The organism is Pseudomonas sp. MPB03, from assembly GCF_046605385.1.
Taxonomy (GTDB): Bacteria; Pseudomonadota; Gammaproteobacteria; order Pseudomonadales; family Pseudomonadaceae; genus Aquipseudomonas; species Aquipseudomonas zanjanensis.
In genome coordinates, this window is the sequence record NZ_CP176770.1 from 2,380,986 (window position 1) to 2,396,006 (window position 15,021).

The 15,021-nt window shown below is 60.6% G+C and carries 19 protein-coding genes; all 19 read left to right on the forward strand.

What is annotated here, in order from left to right:
• The first annotated feature begins 2 nt into the window (after positions 1–2).
• The 19 genes from ACLH0I_RS10485 (at position 3) to ACLH0I_RS10575 (ending at position 14,968) form a co-directional block, all read left to right on the forward strand.
• Complete coding sequence (locus tag ACLH0I_RS10485; RefSeq protein ID WP_411386975.1) at positions 3–317, forward strand: hypothetical protein; 315 nt, start codon at positions 3–5, stop codon at positions 315–317.
• Positions 314–976, forward strand: coding sequence for a hypothetical protein (locus ACLH0I_RS10490; protein WP_411386976.1), 663 nt, complete (start codon positions 314–316; stop codon positions 974–976). Before ACLH0I_RS10485 ends, ACLH0I_RS10490 begins: the two co-directional genes overlap by 4 nt.
• Positions 969–1,493: a hypothetical protein gene (locus tag ACLH0I_RS10495; protein ID WP_411386977.1), complete on the forward strand. Its 525-nt coding sequence runs from the start codon at positions 969–971 to the stop codon at positions 1,491–1,493. The genes ACLH0I_RS10490 and ACLH0I_RS10495 overlap by 8 nt, the downstream gene beginning before the upstream one ends.
• Positions 1,490–2,053, forward strand: a complete 564-nt coding sequence (locus ACLH0I_RS10500; RefSeq protein ID WP_411386978.1) for a phage baseplate assembly protein V — start codon at positions 1,490–1,492, stop codon at positions 2,051–2,053. Before ACLH0I_RS10495 ends, ACLH0I_RS10500 begins: the two co-directional genes overlap by 4 nt.
• A gap of 59 nt (positions 2,054–2,112) precedes the next feature.
• Positions 2,113–2,361, forward strand: a complete 249-nt coding sequence (locus ACLH0I_RS10505) for a hypothetical protein (protein ID WP_343470299.1) — start codon at positions 2,113–2,115, stop codon at positions 2,359–2,361.
• Between the two features lie 4 nt (positions 2,362–2,365).
• Positions 2,366–2,692: a GPW/gp25 family protein gene (locus tag ACLH0I_RS10510; RefSeq protein ID WP_411386979.1), complete on the forward strand. Its 327-nt coding sequence runs from the start codon at positions 2,366–2,368 to the stop codon at positions 2,690–2,692.
• Positions 2,689–3,570, forward strand: coding sequence for a baseplate J/gp47 family protein (locus ACLH0I_RS10515; RefSeq protein WP_411386980.1), 882 nt, complete (start codon positions 2,689–2,691; stop codon positions 3,568–3,570). The genes ACLH0I_RS10510 and ACLH0I_RS10515 overlap by 4 nt, the downstream gene beginning before the upstream one ends.
• The gene (locus ACLH0I_RS10520) at positions 3,570–4,175 is read left to right on the forward strand and encodes a phage tail protein I (RefSeq protein ID WP_411387488.1); all 606 of its coding nucleotides are present in this window, start codon (positions 3,570–3,572) and stop codon (positions 4,173–4,175) included. Before ACLH0I_RS10515 ends, ACLH0I_RS10520 begins: the two co-directional genes overlap by 1 nt.
• The gene (locus ACLH0I_RS10525; protein ID WP_411386981.1) at positions 4,172–6,355 is read left to right on the forward strand and encodes a phage tail protein; all 2,184 of its coding nucleotides are present in this window, start codon (positions 4,172–4,174) and stop codon (positions 6,353–6,355) included. The genes ACLH0I_RS10520 and ACLH0I_RS10525 overlap by 4 nt, the downstream gene beginning before the upstream one ends.
• A gap of 5 nt (positions 6,356–6,360) precedes the next feature.
• Positions 6,361–6,762: a phage tail assembly chaperone gene (locus ACLH0I_RS10530; protein ID WP_411386982.1), complete on the forward strand. Its 402-nt coding sequence runs from the start codon at positions 6,361–6,363 to the stop codon at positions 6,760–6,762.
• An 87-nt stretch (positions 6,763–6,849) separates the two neighbouring features.
• Entirely contained in the window at positions 6,850–8,013 is a 1,164-nt protein-coding gene (locus ACLH0I_RS10535) for a phage tail sheath subtilisin-like domain-containing protein (RefSeq protein WP_411386983.1), read from the forward strand.
• Positions 8,014–8,025: 12 nt separating this feature from the next.
• Entirely contained in the window at positions 8,026–8,535 is a 510-nt protein-coding gene (locus ACLH0I_RS10540) for a phage major tail tube protein (RefSeq protein ID WP_411386984.1), read from the forward strand.
• Between the two features lie 72 nt (positions 8,536–8,607).
• Positions 8,608–8,934, forward strand: a complete 327-nt coding sequence (locus ACLH0I_RS10545) for a phage tail assembly protein (protein ID WP_411386985.1) — start codon at positions 8,608–8,610, stop codon at positions 8,932–8,934.
• A gap of 99 nt (positions 8,935–9,033) precedes the next feature.
• Entirely contained in the window at positions 9,034–11,667 is a 2,634-nt protein-coding gene (locus ACLH0I_RS10550) for a phage tail tape measure protein (RefSeq protein ID WP_411386986.1), read from the forward strand.
• A 9-nt stretch (positions 11,668–11,676) separates the two neighbouring features.
• Positions 11,677–12,522 (forward strand): phage tail protein, encoded by an 846-nt coding sequence (locus tag ACLH0I_RS10555; RefSeq protein WP_411386987.1) that lies wholly within the window; start codon positions 11,677–11,679, stop codon positions 12,520–12,522.
• Positions 12,497–12,703 carry a tail protein X gene (locus ACLH0I_RS10560; RefSeq protein ID WP_053124044.1) on the forward strand — a complete coding sequence of 69 codons (207 nt, stop codon included), beginning with the start codon at positions 12,497–12,499 and terminating at the stop codon, positions 12,701–12,703. The genes ACLH0I_RS10555 and ACLH0I_RS10560 overlap by 26 nt, the downstream gene beginning before the upstream one ends.
• Positions 12,704–12,766: 63 nt before the next feature.
• Positions 12,767–13,813, forward strand: a complete 1,047-nt coding sequence (locus ACLH0I_RS10565) for a phage late control D family protein (protein ID WP_411386988.1) — start codon at positions 12,767–12,769, stop codon at positions 13,811–13,813.
• A gap of 67 nt (positions 13,814–13,880) precedes the next feature.
• On the forward strand, positions 13,881–14,444 hold the full coding sequence (locus tag ACLH0I_RS10570) for a glycoside hydrolase family 19 protein (protein WP_411386989.1): 564 nt from the start codon (positions 13,881–13,883) through the stop codon (positions 14,442–14,444).
• The gene (locus ACLH0I_RS10575) at positions 14,426–14,968 is read left to right on the forward strand and encodes a lysis system i-spanin subunit Rz (protein WP_411386990.1); all 543 of its coding nucleotides are present in this window, start codon (positions 14,426–14,428) and stop codon (positions 14,966–14,968) included. Before ACLH0I_RS10570 ends, ACLH0I_RS10575 begins: the two co-directional genes overlap by 19 nt.
• Positions 14,969–15,021: the final 53 nt, after the last annotated feature.

The following is a 15,021-nucleotide window of genomic DNA, read 5'->3' on the forward strand; positions in this document are numbered from 1 at the left end:
TCATGAGCTTTCGTGAGCTGATCAGCGATCTGGATAATACGGTATTCGATGTCCTTGGCGACCCGGTGCTGATCGAAGGCCGACCAGTCCTGGGTATGTTCTCCGCTCCTTGGTTGCAACCCAAACTTGGCCGGATTAACACCGGCCTTCGCGAGCCGCACCTGGTCATCCGCGTGGCAGACGCCAAGGGCATCAGTGAGCGGCAGGCGGTCGTGGTCGACCTGCCGGTGCATGACGGCGGTGGTAATTACATCATCGTCAGGCCGGAGCCAGGAGGCGATGGCTTGGTGACTCTGGTGCTGAGGAAATCCCCATGAGCGTCGGCAGCTACGTCAAGCAGTCAGCCAGCAGCGGCATGATCACGCTGCAGGCTGATCGGTCGGATCTGAAAGCGTTTGCTGACTTCGCTGCGCTGGTGCCCAAGGCTTCCTTAGCTGCACAGCGCCGGGCCATCAATAAAACGTTGCGGTGGCTGCGAACTCACATTGCCCGCACCGTCAGCCGGCAGGAGCGCATCGCGGTGTCTGCTGTCCGGCAGCGCCTGCGGGCCTACCCGCTGTCCGGCAACGGGCAAGGCAAGCTGTGGTTCGGCATCAATGCGATTGAGGCCAGCCGTGCGGGTCGACCACGCCAATCACGGTCAGGTGTTTCGGTAGCGGGCCGTCGATATGAAGGAGCGTTTTTCAAGAAGGTCTACGGCAGCCGGCCCGATATCTGGATTCGAACCGCGAGCAAGCACTTCAAGGCCAGCGACTACCCCGACAGTGAGGTGTCTGGCGGTGGCGGGGCAAGCTCAGGCTGGATCTCGGAGAACGACAGTCGCTTTCCACTCGCCAAGGCCAAGATATCCCTGGAAGACGTCCGGCCGCACTTCGAGTCATGGACCAAGCGGGCGCATCAACGCTTGCTTGAGATCCTGGAGCAGGAGCTGAACTTTGAACTGCAGAAGTATCTGCGAGGATCTGCCCGTGTCTGACTTCAATCTTGAGCTTTTGTATCAGGCCGTTGAGGCTCGTATCGACCAAGCTATCCCAGGATTGGCCTGCGTGCGGACCATGCCCTATATGGCCGATCACATCGACTTGCCTGCTGCGGTGATTGAGTTGGTCGAGCTGGAGCCCGGCCGAGATCCCGGTACAGGGGAGACGGCGCTGGTTGCGCGCTTGGAGGTGCGCTTTATCGTTGGCGGTGAGGATGTCGAGTGCCAGCAGAAAGCGGCATTCGCCGCCGCACAAATGGCCGTGCTGTTGCGTATCCAGACATGGGGGCTGGAGGTCGAGCCCGCCGAGTTTGTTCGGGCAGCCCAAGACTGGACTCGCCCCGAATTGGACGGCTATGCGGTCTGGGTCGTTGAATGGACCCAGGCTATTTACCTGGGTGTAGAAGAGTGGCCGTGGCCGAATCAGCCACCGGGTACCTTGCTCTGGGGCTTCAGCCCTGACACGGGGCCTGGCAGCGAAGGAAGCTATCAGCCACCGGAGGAAATGGCATGAGCTACGCCAGTGCGCAGCATGACCGCATGCTGGCCGGCCTGGTTAAGGATTGTTATGTGGTCGCGCTGGACCTGACCGCTTCGCCGCCCGCATGTCGGGTGTCGGATGGGGACTGGGTCAGTGCTTGGGTGCGTTGGCACAGCATCGCCGCCGGCAAAGCCCGTCATTGGCGAGCGCCCAGCATGGGCGAGCAGGGAACTCTGGTAAGTGCCAGCGGCGATGTGGCGCAGGGCACATTTATCCCCGGTTTGTATGGGGATGCCGGGGCACCGCCGGACAACCGAGACCATGTCGAGGTGTGGCGTTTCGATGATGGTGGCTCGCTGGTCTATGACTGGCAGGCCAGCACCTACACCATCACCGTGCCAAGCGGTACCGTGACCATCAAGGTCGGCGGAACCGAAGTGGTCGTAACGGACAGCGAGATCAACGCCACGGCAGGCGATATCACCTTGACCGGCAATGTGCAGATCAACGGCCCGTTACGGGTCACGGGCGACATCAACGGCGGCGGCAAAATCATCGATACCACTGGCAACACGCCGAACCACAAACACTGACTCAGACATTTATCCACAGCCCGCCACGTGCGGGCTTTCGCATTTCTGGAGCTACCCAAATGAGCAAAACGCGAACAGACACCGAGCGGCCAACTGCCGTCGCGGCGTTGCCTGAGCCAGTCCAAACAGAGTCGCCGGCGCCCATCGGACCGGCGCGAGTGTTCCGCGACACCCGGTACACCTCACGCACGCTGATCATGCCAGACGGCAGCACCTTGCCGGTCATTGCCGGCCAGGTTACAGCCGGCGGCGATGATCAGTACGCCTTCCTCAAGGCACACCCGGATATGCAACAGCTGGCGGAGTGATCACATGATCGGAGTGGACCGTCGCACGGGGCAGCCGCTGTCCGGCCAGGCGCATTTGCGGCAGTCCATTGAGGACATTCTGAGCACGCCTGTCGGTAGCCGCCGCATGCGGCCAGAGTACGGCAGCCAGATGCGTCGCTATGTCGATCTGCCAGTTAACGAGGGCTGGAAAAGCGCGGTACAGGCCGAGGTCGCTCGTGCCCTAGGGCGTTGGGAGCCCCGTTTAAAGCTTGAGCGTGTCCGGGTCGTTGCGGTGGTGGATGGACAAATCACCCTGCAACTGACGGGCTCATATATTGGCGATGGCGTGGTGCTGGAGGTGAACGCATGAGCACTATCGACCTTTCGGCGTTGCCGGCGCCGCAGGTGTTGGAAAGCCTGGATTTTGAGGAACTGTACCAAGAAGAGTTGGCGGCGTTTCGCGAATACATGGGCGATAACTGGACGGCACATCTTGAAAGCGATCCGGTGACGAAGCTGCTGGAACTGGGTGCTTATCGACGCATGCAGAACCGGGCGCGGGTCAACGATGCCGGTAAAGCCTTGCTGCTGGCTTTTGCAAAACGGGCCGACCTTGATCATCTGGCAGGCAACGTAGGGCTCAGACGCTTGGTTGTTCAAGCCGAGGATCTTTCCGCCGTTCCGCCCGTGTCGGCGGTGATGGAGGAGGACGACGCCCTGCGCGAGCGGATCCAACTGGTATACGAAGGGCTTACCACTGCCGGCCCCCGAAACAGTTACATCTTACACGCACGGAACGCCTCGGGCCTGGTGGCAGATGCCACGGCCGAAAGCCCGGCGCCTGCTGAGGTGGTGGTCACTGTATTGTCGCTTGACGGCGATGGCACGGCCAGCCCCGAGCTATTGGCCGAGGTCGAAACCTACCTTAGCGATGATGACCGGCGGCCGGTTGCTGACCGGCTGACGGTGCAGGGCGCCGAGATCCTGGCTTATCGAATCGATGCCGTGGTGTACATGGCCGGTAATGGCCCGGAAAACGAGGCAGCGCTGGCGGAGTGCAAGGCGCGCTTGCAAGCCTGGATCAATCCACGACGCCGCTTAGGCGTTGAGGTGGCCCGGTCGGCGATTGATGCGCAGGTCCACGTCAGTGGGGTGGCCCGCGTGGAGATCCCCGGATGGAAGGACATCAAGCCAACCAAGGCCCAAGCGGCGTGGTGCTCGGGCTTTACCATCACGCGGGGTGGCTGATGAAAAGCTTGCTTCCCCTCAACAGTACTCAGTTCGAACGAGCCATTGAGGTGGCTACTTACGAAGTGACAGAGGTGCCGCTTAAGACGCTTTACAACCCGGACACCTGCCCGGCGCACCTGCTTTACCAATTGGCTTGGGCCTGGTCCGTGGACCGTTGGGACGAGGCGTGGCCCGAAGAGGTCAAGCGCTCGGTGATCCGCTCTTCGTTCTACGTCCATGCCCATAAGGGCACCATCGGCGCTTTGCGCCGGGTGGTGGAGCCGTTCGGCTACCTCATTGAAGTAGTGGAATGGTTCAAGACTCAACCTATGGGTGTGCCTGGAACGTTCGCCTTGAAGATCGGTGTTTCCGATGAGGGCATCAGCGAAGAGACCTATCAGGAACTGACGTGGCTGATCGATGACGCCAGGCCAGTCAGTCGCCACATGACCGGGTTGGCGATCAGTCTCGAAACTCGAGGCAAATTAAATATCGGTGTTGTCCTGTACGAGGGCGACGAAATCGACGTGTACCCGCCAACCATGCGTGACATTGAAGTCACCGGATCCTTCGGCGTGGTAGGCCGCGAACACACCATAGACATTTTGGACGTTTACCAATGATTGATCAGACCTCGCAATTTTTCGCCATTCTCACGAACGTGGGAGCGGCGAAACAGGCGAACGCCGATGCCCTTGGCGTTCCCTGGAAACTTACTGAGATGGGCGTGGGTGATGCCAACGGCACCGACCCGATTCCAAGCGCGACGCAAACGTCGCTTATCAACGAATGGCGCCGTCGGCCGCTGAATCAGCTTTTTATTGACCCAGTCAACCCGGCGGTAATTGTCGCCGAGCAAGTGATCCCGTCTGACGAGGGCGGATACTGGATCCGCGAACTCGGCTTGTATGATGCTGATGGAGATCTGGTGGCGGTCGCGAATTGCGCACCGAGTTTTAAGCCGCTATTGCCACAGGGCTCGGGTCGGACACAGGTCGTGCGGATGAATTTCATCGTCAGCAGCACGGGCAATATCACACTCAAAATTGACCCATCGGTTGTGTTGGCAACGCGGGAGTTTGTCGAAAGGCGCATTCAGGAAGAACTGTACAAGCTCGACAACAAGCAGTCAGTGCGCGTAGCGACTACGGCCAATATCGCGTTGACTGGACTTCAGACCATTGACGGCATCAGCCTGCTCGCAGGTGACCGGGTGCTGGTGAAGAATCAAGCGGCCTCCAAGGACAATGGCATCTACATTGTCGGCATAGCGGCTTGGCAGCGCGCGCCGGATGCTGACAGTAATGCTGAAGTCACCTCGGCGATGATTCTGTCCGTCGAGCAAGGCGCTACGCTGGCCGACACTCGCTGGCAGTTGGTAACGGACGGGGCGATTGTCCTTGGAACCACGTCGCTGACCTTTCAGAACATCACCCAAGGGTTTGCAACCATCAATTCCCCGGCGTTGGTGAACCCAACGGCAAACACGCCGCCTCAGTTTGATAATACGAAGGCGCTGGCCACTTCCGAGTTTGTAAAGAGGATGGGGCTCGAATATGGGGATTACACCAACTACGCGGCGACGGCGACGCTAACCGCTGCTGACATTGGCAAGGTGGCTGCGTTTGCTGGCGCTGGGGCAATGATCGCCACTCTCCCAACTGGCGGGACAATTCCGCGAGGGGCGGTTGTCAAAATCCTGTGCGGCATGGGCACGGTAACGGTAAAGGCAGCCGCAGGTGATTCGATCGATGCCGTTAACTTCGTCGGCAACATCGCCATGGCTCAAGGTGATACCGCTGAATTTATTCGTATCGGCTCGCTGTGGCGGTTGATTGGCGGCAGCGTTTCGCTGGAGTATTCAGCATATTTTTCTGCCGCAATAAAACGGCAGGCAAATCCGACCGATGTTACAGCCGGCGTCCTTATGCCGGTCGGCGCCTTCGGGGCTGGTCGCGGTATCTTGAGCACTGAGGTTGATATGAATAATTACCTGATTCCCGGTAATTATCTCACTCCCATGGCCGGCTTAGTAAACATCCCACCCGGCTGGTCGCCGTCGGCTCGTTACAGCGTCGTTGTTGAAGGCTATATGAGCAACAACTACCTGGTACAGCGAATCACTGGCGGCTTAGGAAGCGGCCAGACGCCGGTATTTGCCTCGCGTGCTATGCAGAACGCTGGGGAATGGACGCCTTGGCAGTTCGGCATCACCAGTGAGCAAGCGCCTTTTCGCGGTACCCAAGTATTTAAAACCGCAGGTGTATTCACCTGGGGGGTGCCTGTTGGCGTGAAAAAGGCTTGGGTTACGGTCATCGGGGGTGGCGGCGGCGGCGGTCGCGCAGGCGTCTCCGGGGCAGGCTCAGGTGGCGGTGGTGGCGGTGGTTTGGCACAAGAGCTGGTTGATCTCTCAGGCGTGTCCAGTGTCACGGTAACCGTTGGGGCTGGCGGCGCTGGCGCTACCGTAGATTCGGGTGTTGGCGAAACCGGTGCAACGTCTTCTTTTGGGACCTATCTATCTGCTACTGGCGGGGCCGGGGGCTTTGGTAACGCCTCGTCCGGTTATGCAAATGGTCCAGGGAGTGGTGGGCTCGGCACCGGGGGGGATTTCAACACGTCACTTGGGGCTGGACAGCCCAGCTATGGACCATACGGTGGGTCGGGTGGTGGTCCCGGTAGTCGATCCACGCAGGGGGCGGTCGCAGGTAATACAGGTCTTGGGCCTGGAGGTGGTGGTTCAGGTGCGACCTTCGGCTACAACGGTGGTGCAGGTGCCGCCGGCAACGTAATCATTCAGTGGTGATCGGCATGTGGGCAAGAATAGAAAACGGAGCGGTGGTCGAAACCACTGATGTTGATCCAACTGAGCGCTTCCATCCCGATTTGGTATGGCAAGCCTGTCCTACTGATACCCGGCCAGGATGGACTTTAGAAGGGGATGAGTTTTCGCCCCCTCCGCCCATTCCTATCGCCGAACAGGCCGAAGCTGAGCGGGTATGGCGTAACGCTGAGTTGCAAAACAATGAATGGCTAGTGACTCGTCACCGCGATGAGCAGGGTCTGGCTCAAGAGACCACGCTGACAACGGAACAGTTTGCCGAACTGCTGGGGTATCGGTTGTCTCTTCGAGACTGGCCTCAGTCCGAGCACTTCCCTGACAGCCAATACCGTCCTGTGGCACCGCCCTGGATCGCTGAACAAACCCTATAAACGCTCCGCACCGACGGGGCGTTTTCTTTTCCGCTTCACCACAAACAAGGCCCCGCATTGCGGGGCTTTTCCGTATCTGGAGAACCTATGAGCTTCTTTCACGGCGTTACCACCACGAACGTCGACACCGGCGCTCGTGTCATCGCGTTGCCTTCGTCCTCGATCATTGGACTGGTTGACACCTTTGTACCGGCGCCGGCCTACAGCGCGCAGCCGAATGACCTGGTGGTGATCACCAATGAGCGTGAGGCGGTGGCTGCCTTCGGCGCCGACTCGGCGATTACCAAAGCCTGCAAGGCCATCTACACCCGGGCCAAGGCGGTAATCGTCGCCTGTGGTGTTGCCCAGTTGGCCGATCCGGCTGCACAGACTTCGGCAATCATCGGCGGCGTTCTGGCTGACGGCAAGCGTACCGGCCTGCAAGCGCTGCTGGACGGCAAGAGTCGGTTCAACGCGCAGCCGCGGCTGTTGGTGACTCCCAAGCACAGCGCGACACAGGCTGTCGGTACCGCGTTGGTCGCGTTGGCCGACAAGTTGCGAGGGCTCGCCATCCTCGATGGCCCGAATACTACCGATGAGGCAGTGATGGCCTACGCCGAAAACTTCGGCGCCAAGCGGGCGTATCTGGTTGATCCAGGCGTGCAGTATTGGGATACCACGGCGGACGCCACGGTTGACGCGCCGGGCTCTGCCTGGGTGGCTGGCTTGTTTGCCTGGACCGACAGCGAATACGGCTTTTGGGCTTCGCCCTCGAACAAAGAATTTGTCGGCATCACCGGTACCACGCGGTCCATCGAGTTTCTGGACGGTGACGAAACCTGCCGGGCCAACCTGCTCAACAACGCCAACATCACCACGATCATCCGTGATGACGGCTTCCGCCTGTGGGGCAACCGCACGCTGTCGAGCGATCCGAAGTGGGCGTTCGTTACTCGCGTACGGACGATGGACATCGTCATGGACGCGATCCTCTACGGCCACAAATGGGCGGTCGACCGCTCCATCACCGCGACTTACATCAAGGACGTGACCGAAGGTCTGCAGGCGTTCATGCGCGACCTGAAAGCCCAAGGCGCAATCATCAACTTCGAGGTGTATGCCGACCCGGAGCTGAACACGGCCAGCCAGCTGGAGCAGGGCAAGGTGTATTGGAACATCCGCTTCACCGACGTTCCGCCGGCAGAAAACCCCAACTTCCGCGTAGAGGTCACCAACCAATGGCTGACCGAAGTCCTCGACACCGCCGCTTAAGGAGCGACCTCAATGGCAATGATTCCCGAAACCCTGGCGAACCTGAACTTGTTCGTCGATGGCGTCAGCTTTCAGGGCGACGTGCCGAGCCTGACTTTGCCCAAGCTCACGCTCAAGATGGAAGAGCATCGCGGTGGCGGCATGGACGCGCCGGTCGAGCTGGACATGGGCATGGAAAAACAGGAGGCGAACTTCACCACCACGGGCGTGCGCCGTGAGTCGTTGAAGTTCTTCGGCTTGGCGGACGGCACGGCGTTCAACGGTACGTTCCGGGGGGCCTACAAAGGGCTCAAAGGTAAGGTCACGCCGGTCATCGTCACCCTGCGCGGCACGTTGAAAGAGGTCGACATGGGCGACTGGAAGCCGGGCGATAAAGCCGAGATCAAGCACTCCATCGGGCTGACGTACTACAAGCTCGAAGTGGACGGCCGAACCGTCTACGAGATCGACCCCATCGGCATGCGCCGAGTGATCAACGGCGTTGACCAACTCGCCGCCCAGCGTTCCGCTTTGGGCCTCTAATTTCCTTTTGTCCGTCCGCCCAGTGCCTCGCCTGGGCGGCGGCTTCCTGCTTATTTTTAAGGACATAACATTATGAGCTACACCAAAATCCCAAGCTGGATGACTCTGACGGCTGACCGCGTGACTGTGAAGCTGAGCGTACCAAGCGAAGCCAACGGGGTGCGCGTTGATACGTTGAGTTTGCGAGCCCCGACTGTGCGCGACCTTCGCAACGCTCGAGAGGCGTTCCCCTCGGACGAAGAAAAACAGGATGAGTACCTGTATACGTCGCTGGCTGAGATCGGAATCAAGGATTTAGACGGGCTATTTGTGAAGGACCTCAATCGCTTGCAGGCCGGCTATTTTCGCCTGGTGCACGATGATGAGCTTCAACCAGAAAGTGCAAAAACAACTCGCTAAGCGCTTAGCCACTGAGCTGAACTTTTCCGCCGCTGAAATCCTGGCCATGCCGTTCTCCGACATGGTCTGGTGGCTCTCAGACTGAACAAGGAGTAGACGATGGCTAGCAAACTGGCGTTATCGCTGGTGATTGGCGGCGCCGTCAGCTCGACGATGGCGTCTGCCTTCCGCACGGTTGATGGCCACATCAAAAAGCTGGAGGAAAAAGGCAGCAAGGCCAAGGTGCTCAAGAGCACCATTGGCGAAACCATCCGCCTGCGCGATGAATGGAAGCGGGCTCACGACACCGGCGCCGCTTCGGCGGATGGCCTGTTGCGCAAGCTTAACGGCAACCTTGATGCCCTGCGCAAGCAGGGCGTTGAGGTGGGCAGGCTGGGGCAGGAGTACCAGCGCCTGGGCCGTGCAGCTAAAGCCGCCGATCTGCAGCTCAAAGGTCACAAGCAGCTCGACGCCGGCAAGAAAGGGCTCACGTCGAGCATTGGTCAAGGTGTTGTCGCCACCGGCCTTGCAGCGATTCCGACCAAGGTCAGCGCGGATTATCAGGCGATCATCCGCGACATCGCGATCAAGGCGGATGTGGTCAATAAGCCGCAAGAAACACAGCTTAGCCAGACCGTAATCCAGACCTCTCGCGATACCGGCATGGCCCGTAACGACGTGGCGGACCTGGTGAACCAGCTGGTCGGAGCCGGCATGGACCTTAAACAGGCCATGGCCTACGCACCGACGGCGGCGAAGTTTGCCATTGGCCAGGGCGCGTCCGGCGTCGACACGGCCAGCATGATCATGGCGCTGCAGCAGAACGCCAAGATCAACGATCCCAAGGTGATGCAGCAGGCCCTGGAGGCCATCGCCTATCAGGGACAGGCGGGGAGCTTCGAGGCCAGCGACATGGCCCGGTGGTTCCCTCAACTGCTGGCGAGCATGGAGAAAAACGGTAGCACCGGCATGGAAGCGGTCAGCTCCTTGGGCGCGATGCTTCAAGTCCAGATGAAAACGGCCGGCGGCTCGGACGAAGCGGCCAACAACCTGAAAAACTGGATGGAGAAAATCGGTTCGGGCGACGTGGTCAAGGCGTACAAGGACGCCGGCATTGACTATCAAGGCTCTCTGAACACTGGCATTCAGAAGGGCATGTCGACCCTGGAATCCAGCTTCGCCCTGGCGATGAAATACATCCAGGCCACCGACCCGGCGAAAGCCGCGAAGATGGCCGAGGCCCAGGCCAAGATCAGCAAGGAGACAGATCCGGAGAAGGCCAAGGCGGCGCTCGATGCGCTGGAAAAATCCCTGCGTACCGGTGACCTGTTCGCCGACATGCAGGTCAAGGCAGCGCTCACGGCCTACTCGCAAAACAAGGAGTTGTACGAGCAGCTGAAAAAGGACTCGCAATCTTCTGGCGGGATCCTCGATAAGAACCTGGCCGAGCGGCGCGAAACGTCGAAACAAATGTGGGACGAGCTGGGCCAGGCGGTTAGCGATGGCATGCGCAGCGTGGGGGACGCCATCCGCCCGGCGACCGATGCGGTCGCCCAGGGCCTGACCTCAATTGTGCGTGGGCTGACCAAGCTTTCGGATGGCTCGCAACCGGTGGTGCTTGGCATTGCTGCTATCACCACCGGCCTGTTGGCCCTCAAGACGGCTGCCAGCGCGGTGAAGATTGGCAAGGGGCTCTACAACATATCGCGTGGTCGAGCGATGGAACGAGGCGCGGGCGCCTTGGGTGACGCCGCTGCCAAGGCTCCGAAAACCGGTATCAAAACGGTGGACAAGGGCCTGGGTGTGCTCGGCAAACTCATGGGAGGGAGCTCGGACGCTGGCAGCGAGCCGCAGCGGGTCTTTGTCGTCAATGCGGATGCTATCGGCAGGGCCAGTTCCAGCGGCCCGGGGACGGATCCTGGAGGCGCTGCGCGCAAGCGTCAACGTGGCCGCCGTGGTCGTCGTGCTGGTATGGGATCTATGCCGCGCAAGCGGATGATGGTTCGTGCACCGAGCGCTCCTGCAGTGACTCCACCGGCAATGCCATCCTTGCCCAAAGCGTCTGCAGTGTCCGCCTTACCCAAGGCCGCAGCGGTGGCTGCTCTCCCTTTGGCTGCCGTGGCAGAGGCCGTCCCTAGCGGTTCGCTCGGTCAGACGGTGAAGTCGATAAGAGGGGTAACGCGCCTTTCCAAACGTCTCCCAGGTGGATCGGTGCTTGATGCGGGAGTGGGTGCCCTGGACACCGCACTCAACGCTACAACGCAGGATGAGAAAGCCGAAGGGTACGGCAGCGCGGCTGGCGGTCTTGCGGGCGCGCTTGCGGGTGGTGCTGCCGGTGCCGCTATCGGCTCGGTGGTGCCGATCGTTGGCACCGCCATTGGGGGATTAATTGGTGCCGCTTTGGGCGGTCTGGGTGGCGAGAGTATCGGTGGCTTCTTGGGCAAGTCTTGGTTTGGCAGTGATGACAAGGCTGAGGACGCAAAGGCCGACAAGCCAGCGGCCTCTACTGACGCGCCGACCAAGCCGCCCGAGGTCGCGAAGGTGGTGGAGCCGACGCCGCCTGTGCCGCCAAAAGTTGAGCAGGCTTTCAGCTTTGCGCCGCAAGTCTCCATCGTCGTGCAAGGCGATGTAAAAGACCCGGCGCAGTTGGTCCGCGAGTTGGAGCCGCAATTGCGCCAGTTAATGGAGTCCTTCTCCCGGGAAGTGGCCGCCCGTCAAGCGTCGAATCAGTTGTTCGATGCCCCTCACGTTTAAGGAGGTGCCATGGCCTACATGGAGCAACTGCAATCGGTGTTCAAATCACTGCTCGCAGCGGGGGAGGCTGGCCGTACCAGTCTCGACGGCATGCTGGGCCCGCTTAATGGCGCAATCAGCGACATGACGGGCGCCGCCTCGGAGCTGGAGGGGGTGCCCTTCATTGGGCCTGCCATCGGCGCCAAGATGCAACGGACCATGCGGGCAATCAACGCGGCGCAGTCCACCGTGGGCCAGGTGGCGGCCAAGTACAACCAAGCCGTCACCGCTGCCGGCCAAGTCCAAGAGCGGCTGGGTTCGCTCAAGGAACAGGCAGGCAAGGCGGGGGCAGCGATTAATCGCATCGCCGGCCAGGTGAGCCCATCACTGAGCAACATCATGCCCACGGGGTCATTTGCACCACAGCTGACACCAGCGGCCGAGGCAGTGAAGCCGTTCCCGCACCTGCTGATCATGCAGCCCCTGGAGCCGAACGCGCAGCCGTATTACTTCAACCTGGATACGGCGGCGTTCGAGGAGCTACGTCGGCAGACGTCGTTTCGTTGGGCAGGCCAGGAGCGTCTGACACGCAGCATCGCCCAGCAGGCGGTCGGCCAGGGAGAGGACAAGATCAGCCTCAAAGGCGCGATTTTTCCGGGCTTCAAAGGTGGCCTCAAACAGCTGGATACTTTGCGCTCAATCGGACGGCGCCTGCAGCCAGTGAACCTGACCACCGGCTACGGCGAAGTGCTCGGCACCTGGTGCCTGCTCAGCATCGAGGAAGATCAAAGCAACCTGCTCGCGGGTGGCATTCCGCGTAAGCAATCCTTTTCACTGGAGTTTGTGAGCTATGGCGACGACCTGCAGAACGTCTGACGGGGATCTGTTGGACACCGTCTGTCATCACTATTACGGCCATCTGAATGGCACGGTGGAGGCCGTGCTTGCCGCCAATCAAGGCCTGGCCGATGAGCCTCAACCGTTTCGCGCTGGTGTGATTATCCTGCTGCCGGATCTGCCAGCGCAGACGCTGGAGGATATCCAGCTGTGGGATTAAACAGCACCGTCATACCTCAAAAGCCCCGCCCTGTGCGGGGCTTCTTGTTTCTGGAGTATCACCATGAAGCCGACCTTTCGCATCGTTGCGGACGGCAAGGACATCACCGCGTTGATCAATGACCGGTTGTTGAGTCTGCGCACCTCGGATAAGCCGGGTATGGATTCGGACGACTTCGAGTTGCGGATCGATGATCGTGATCAAGCGGTTGCGCTGCCCACGCGGGGGGCGGGTATCGAGGTTTACCTGGGATATACCGGCCAGGCCCTGACCCGCCTGGGGCGCTACACCGTCGATGAGATCGAGTTGTCGGGACCGCCTGATACGTTGGTGATTCGAGGTAAAGCCAGTGACATGCGCGGCAGCGGCAAGACCGTGCGCAGTGGGTCTTGGGAAAACGTGCCCCTGCAGCATATTGTCCGCGACGTGGCAGCCCGCAATGGTTGGCAGCCGGTGTGCCCGGTGCAAACCAAGGTGCCTCGAGTCGACCAGCTCAACGAGTCGGATTACAACTTCATCACCCGCCTTGCTAAACAATATGACTGCACGGCTAAGCTGGCCGACGGCAAGCTGTTGGTCATGCCTCGGCAAGGTGGCCAGACCGCGAGCGGTAAGAACCTGAGCCCTGTGGTTCTGAGGCGGGCTGATTTGAGCCGCTATCAATTCCGTCTCGGCGACCGCAATACGCAAAAGGCGGTACGCACCAAGCACCAGGACAAAAAGTCCGGCGCGCTCAAGGTGGTCGAGCTGAACAACGACGACCTGCCGAACGGCCTGCCAGCGGTCCATACCGACCGGCATATCTACCCCAACAAGCCAGCCGCCGAGCAGGCCGCGAAGGCACGCTTGGCCGCCTTCAATCGCAGCAGCGCCGGGGTTCGCCTGGAAATGGCCGGGCGTACCGATGTGTTTGCCGAACGGTCCATCATCGTCCAGGGGATCAAGCCCGGGCTTGATGGTGAATACCTGGCTGAGGCGGTGGAGCAACTGTTCACCTCCAGTGGCTGGACCACCACCGTCGAGTGCAACGGCGGCAAGAAGGGCAAGGCCAATGCCAAAGGTAAGAAAAAGAAGAAGGAAGCTAAGCCGGTCAAGGTCGTCCAGCTTTAGACGCGTCAAGCACCACCCTCAAACACCACCGCAACCCGCCATCGAGCGGGATTTTTTTGGAGCCCCCATGCCACTCACCGAGCAGCAACTACAACGGATCATGCCCAACGCCCGCCGCCAAGCGGGCGTTTTTGTTTCTGCCCTGAACGCCGCCATGGCCCACCGTCAGATCGACACACCCAAGCGGCAGGCGGCATTCCTGGCCCAGGTTGGGCATGAGTCCGGCCAACTGCAGTACGTGCGGGAGCTGGGCGGCGATCAGTACCTCAGCAAATACGACACCGGTTCGCTGGCTTCGAAACTCGGCAACACCTCCGAGCCCGACGGAGATGGCCAGCGCTATCGCGGTCGCGGCTTGATCCAGGTGACGGGGCGCAACAACTACCTGCGCTGCAGCTTGGCGCTGTTCGGCGACGAGCGCCTGTTGCGCACGCCTGAACTGCTGGAGCTACCCCAATGGGCGGCCGAGTCGGCTGCATGGTTCTGGTGGGTCAGGGAACTGAACGTGCTGGCTGATCGTAATGAGTTCGAAATGATCACCCGGAAAATCAATGGCGGGCTCAATGGCCTGCAGGATCGCCTGCAGCTGTGGGAACGGGCGAGGGCGGTGCTATGCGTCTCGTCGACCTGATCCCGCTGCAATACCGCGTGCTGGCCGCCGGGCTTCTGCTGTTCGCTCTGGTCGCCACTTCGGCGGTCATCGCCTGGACGGTCCAGGGCTGGCGATACGGTCAGCAGCTGGAAAAACAAGCCCGGCTCCACACCGAAACCCTCAACCAAATAACCCTGGCCTCGGCCGCGCTGCAGCGTACCGAGCAAGACAAGCGCCTGGCCCTGGAACAGCGGCTAGCAGCCAAAGACCAAACCCACTATCGAGCCCTAACCGATGCCCAACGTGATCAGGATCGCCTGCGTGATCGCCTCGCTACTGCTGATGTCCGGCTGTCAGTCCTACTCGACGCCACCGATACCGCCAACGGCTGTGCAGTGCCAGCCGCCACCAGCGCCGGCGGCGTGGTTCATGGAGCCACACGCGCCCGACTTGACCCGGCACATGCTCAACGAATTATCGGCATCACCGATGCCGGCGACCGGGGGCTGATAGCCCTGGCGGCCTGCCAGGCCTACGCCAAAGAAGTTTCAACACCGAAGTGAAAAGGAGCGACCGAGCCGGATGCGCCAACATCCGACCCGGTCGCCGTCCCTGC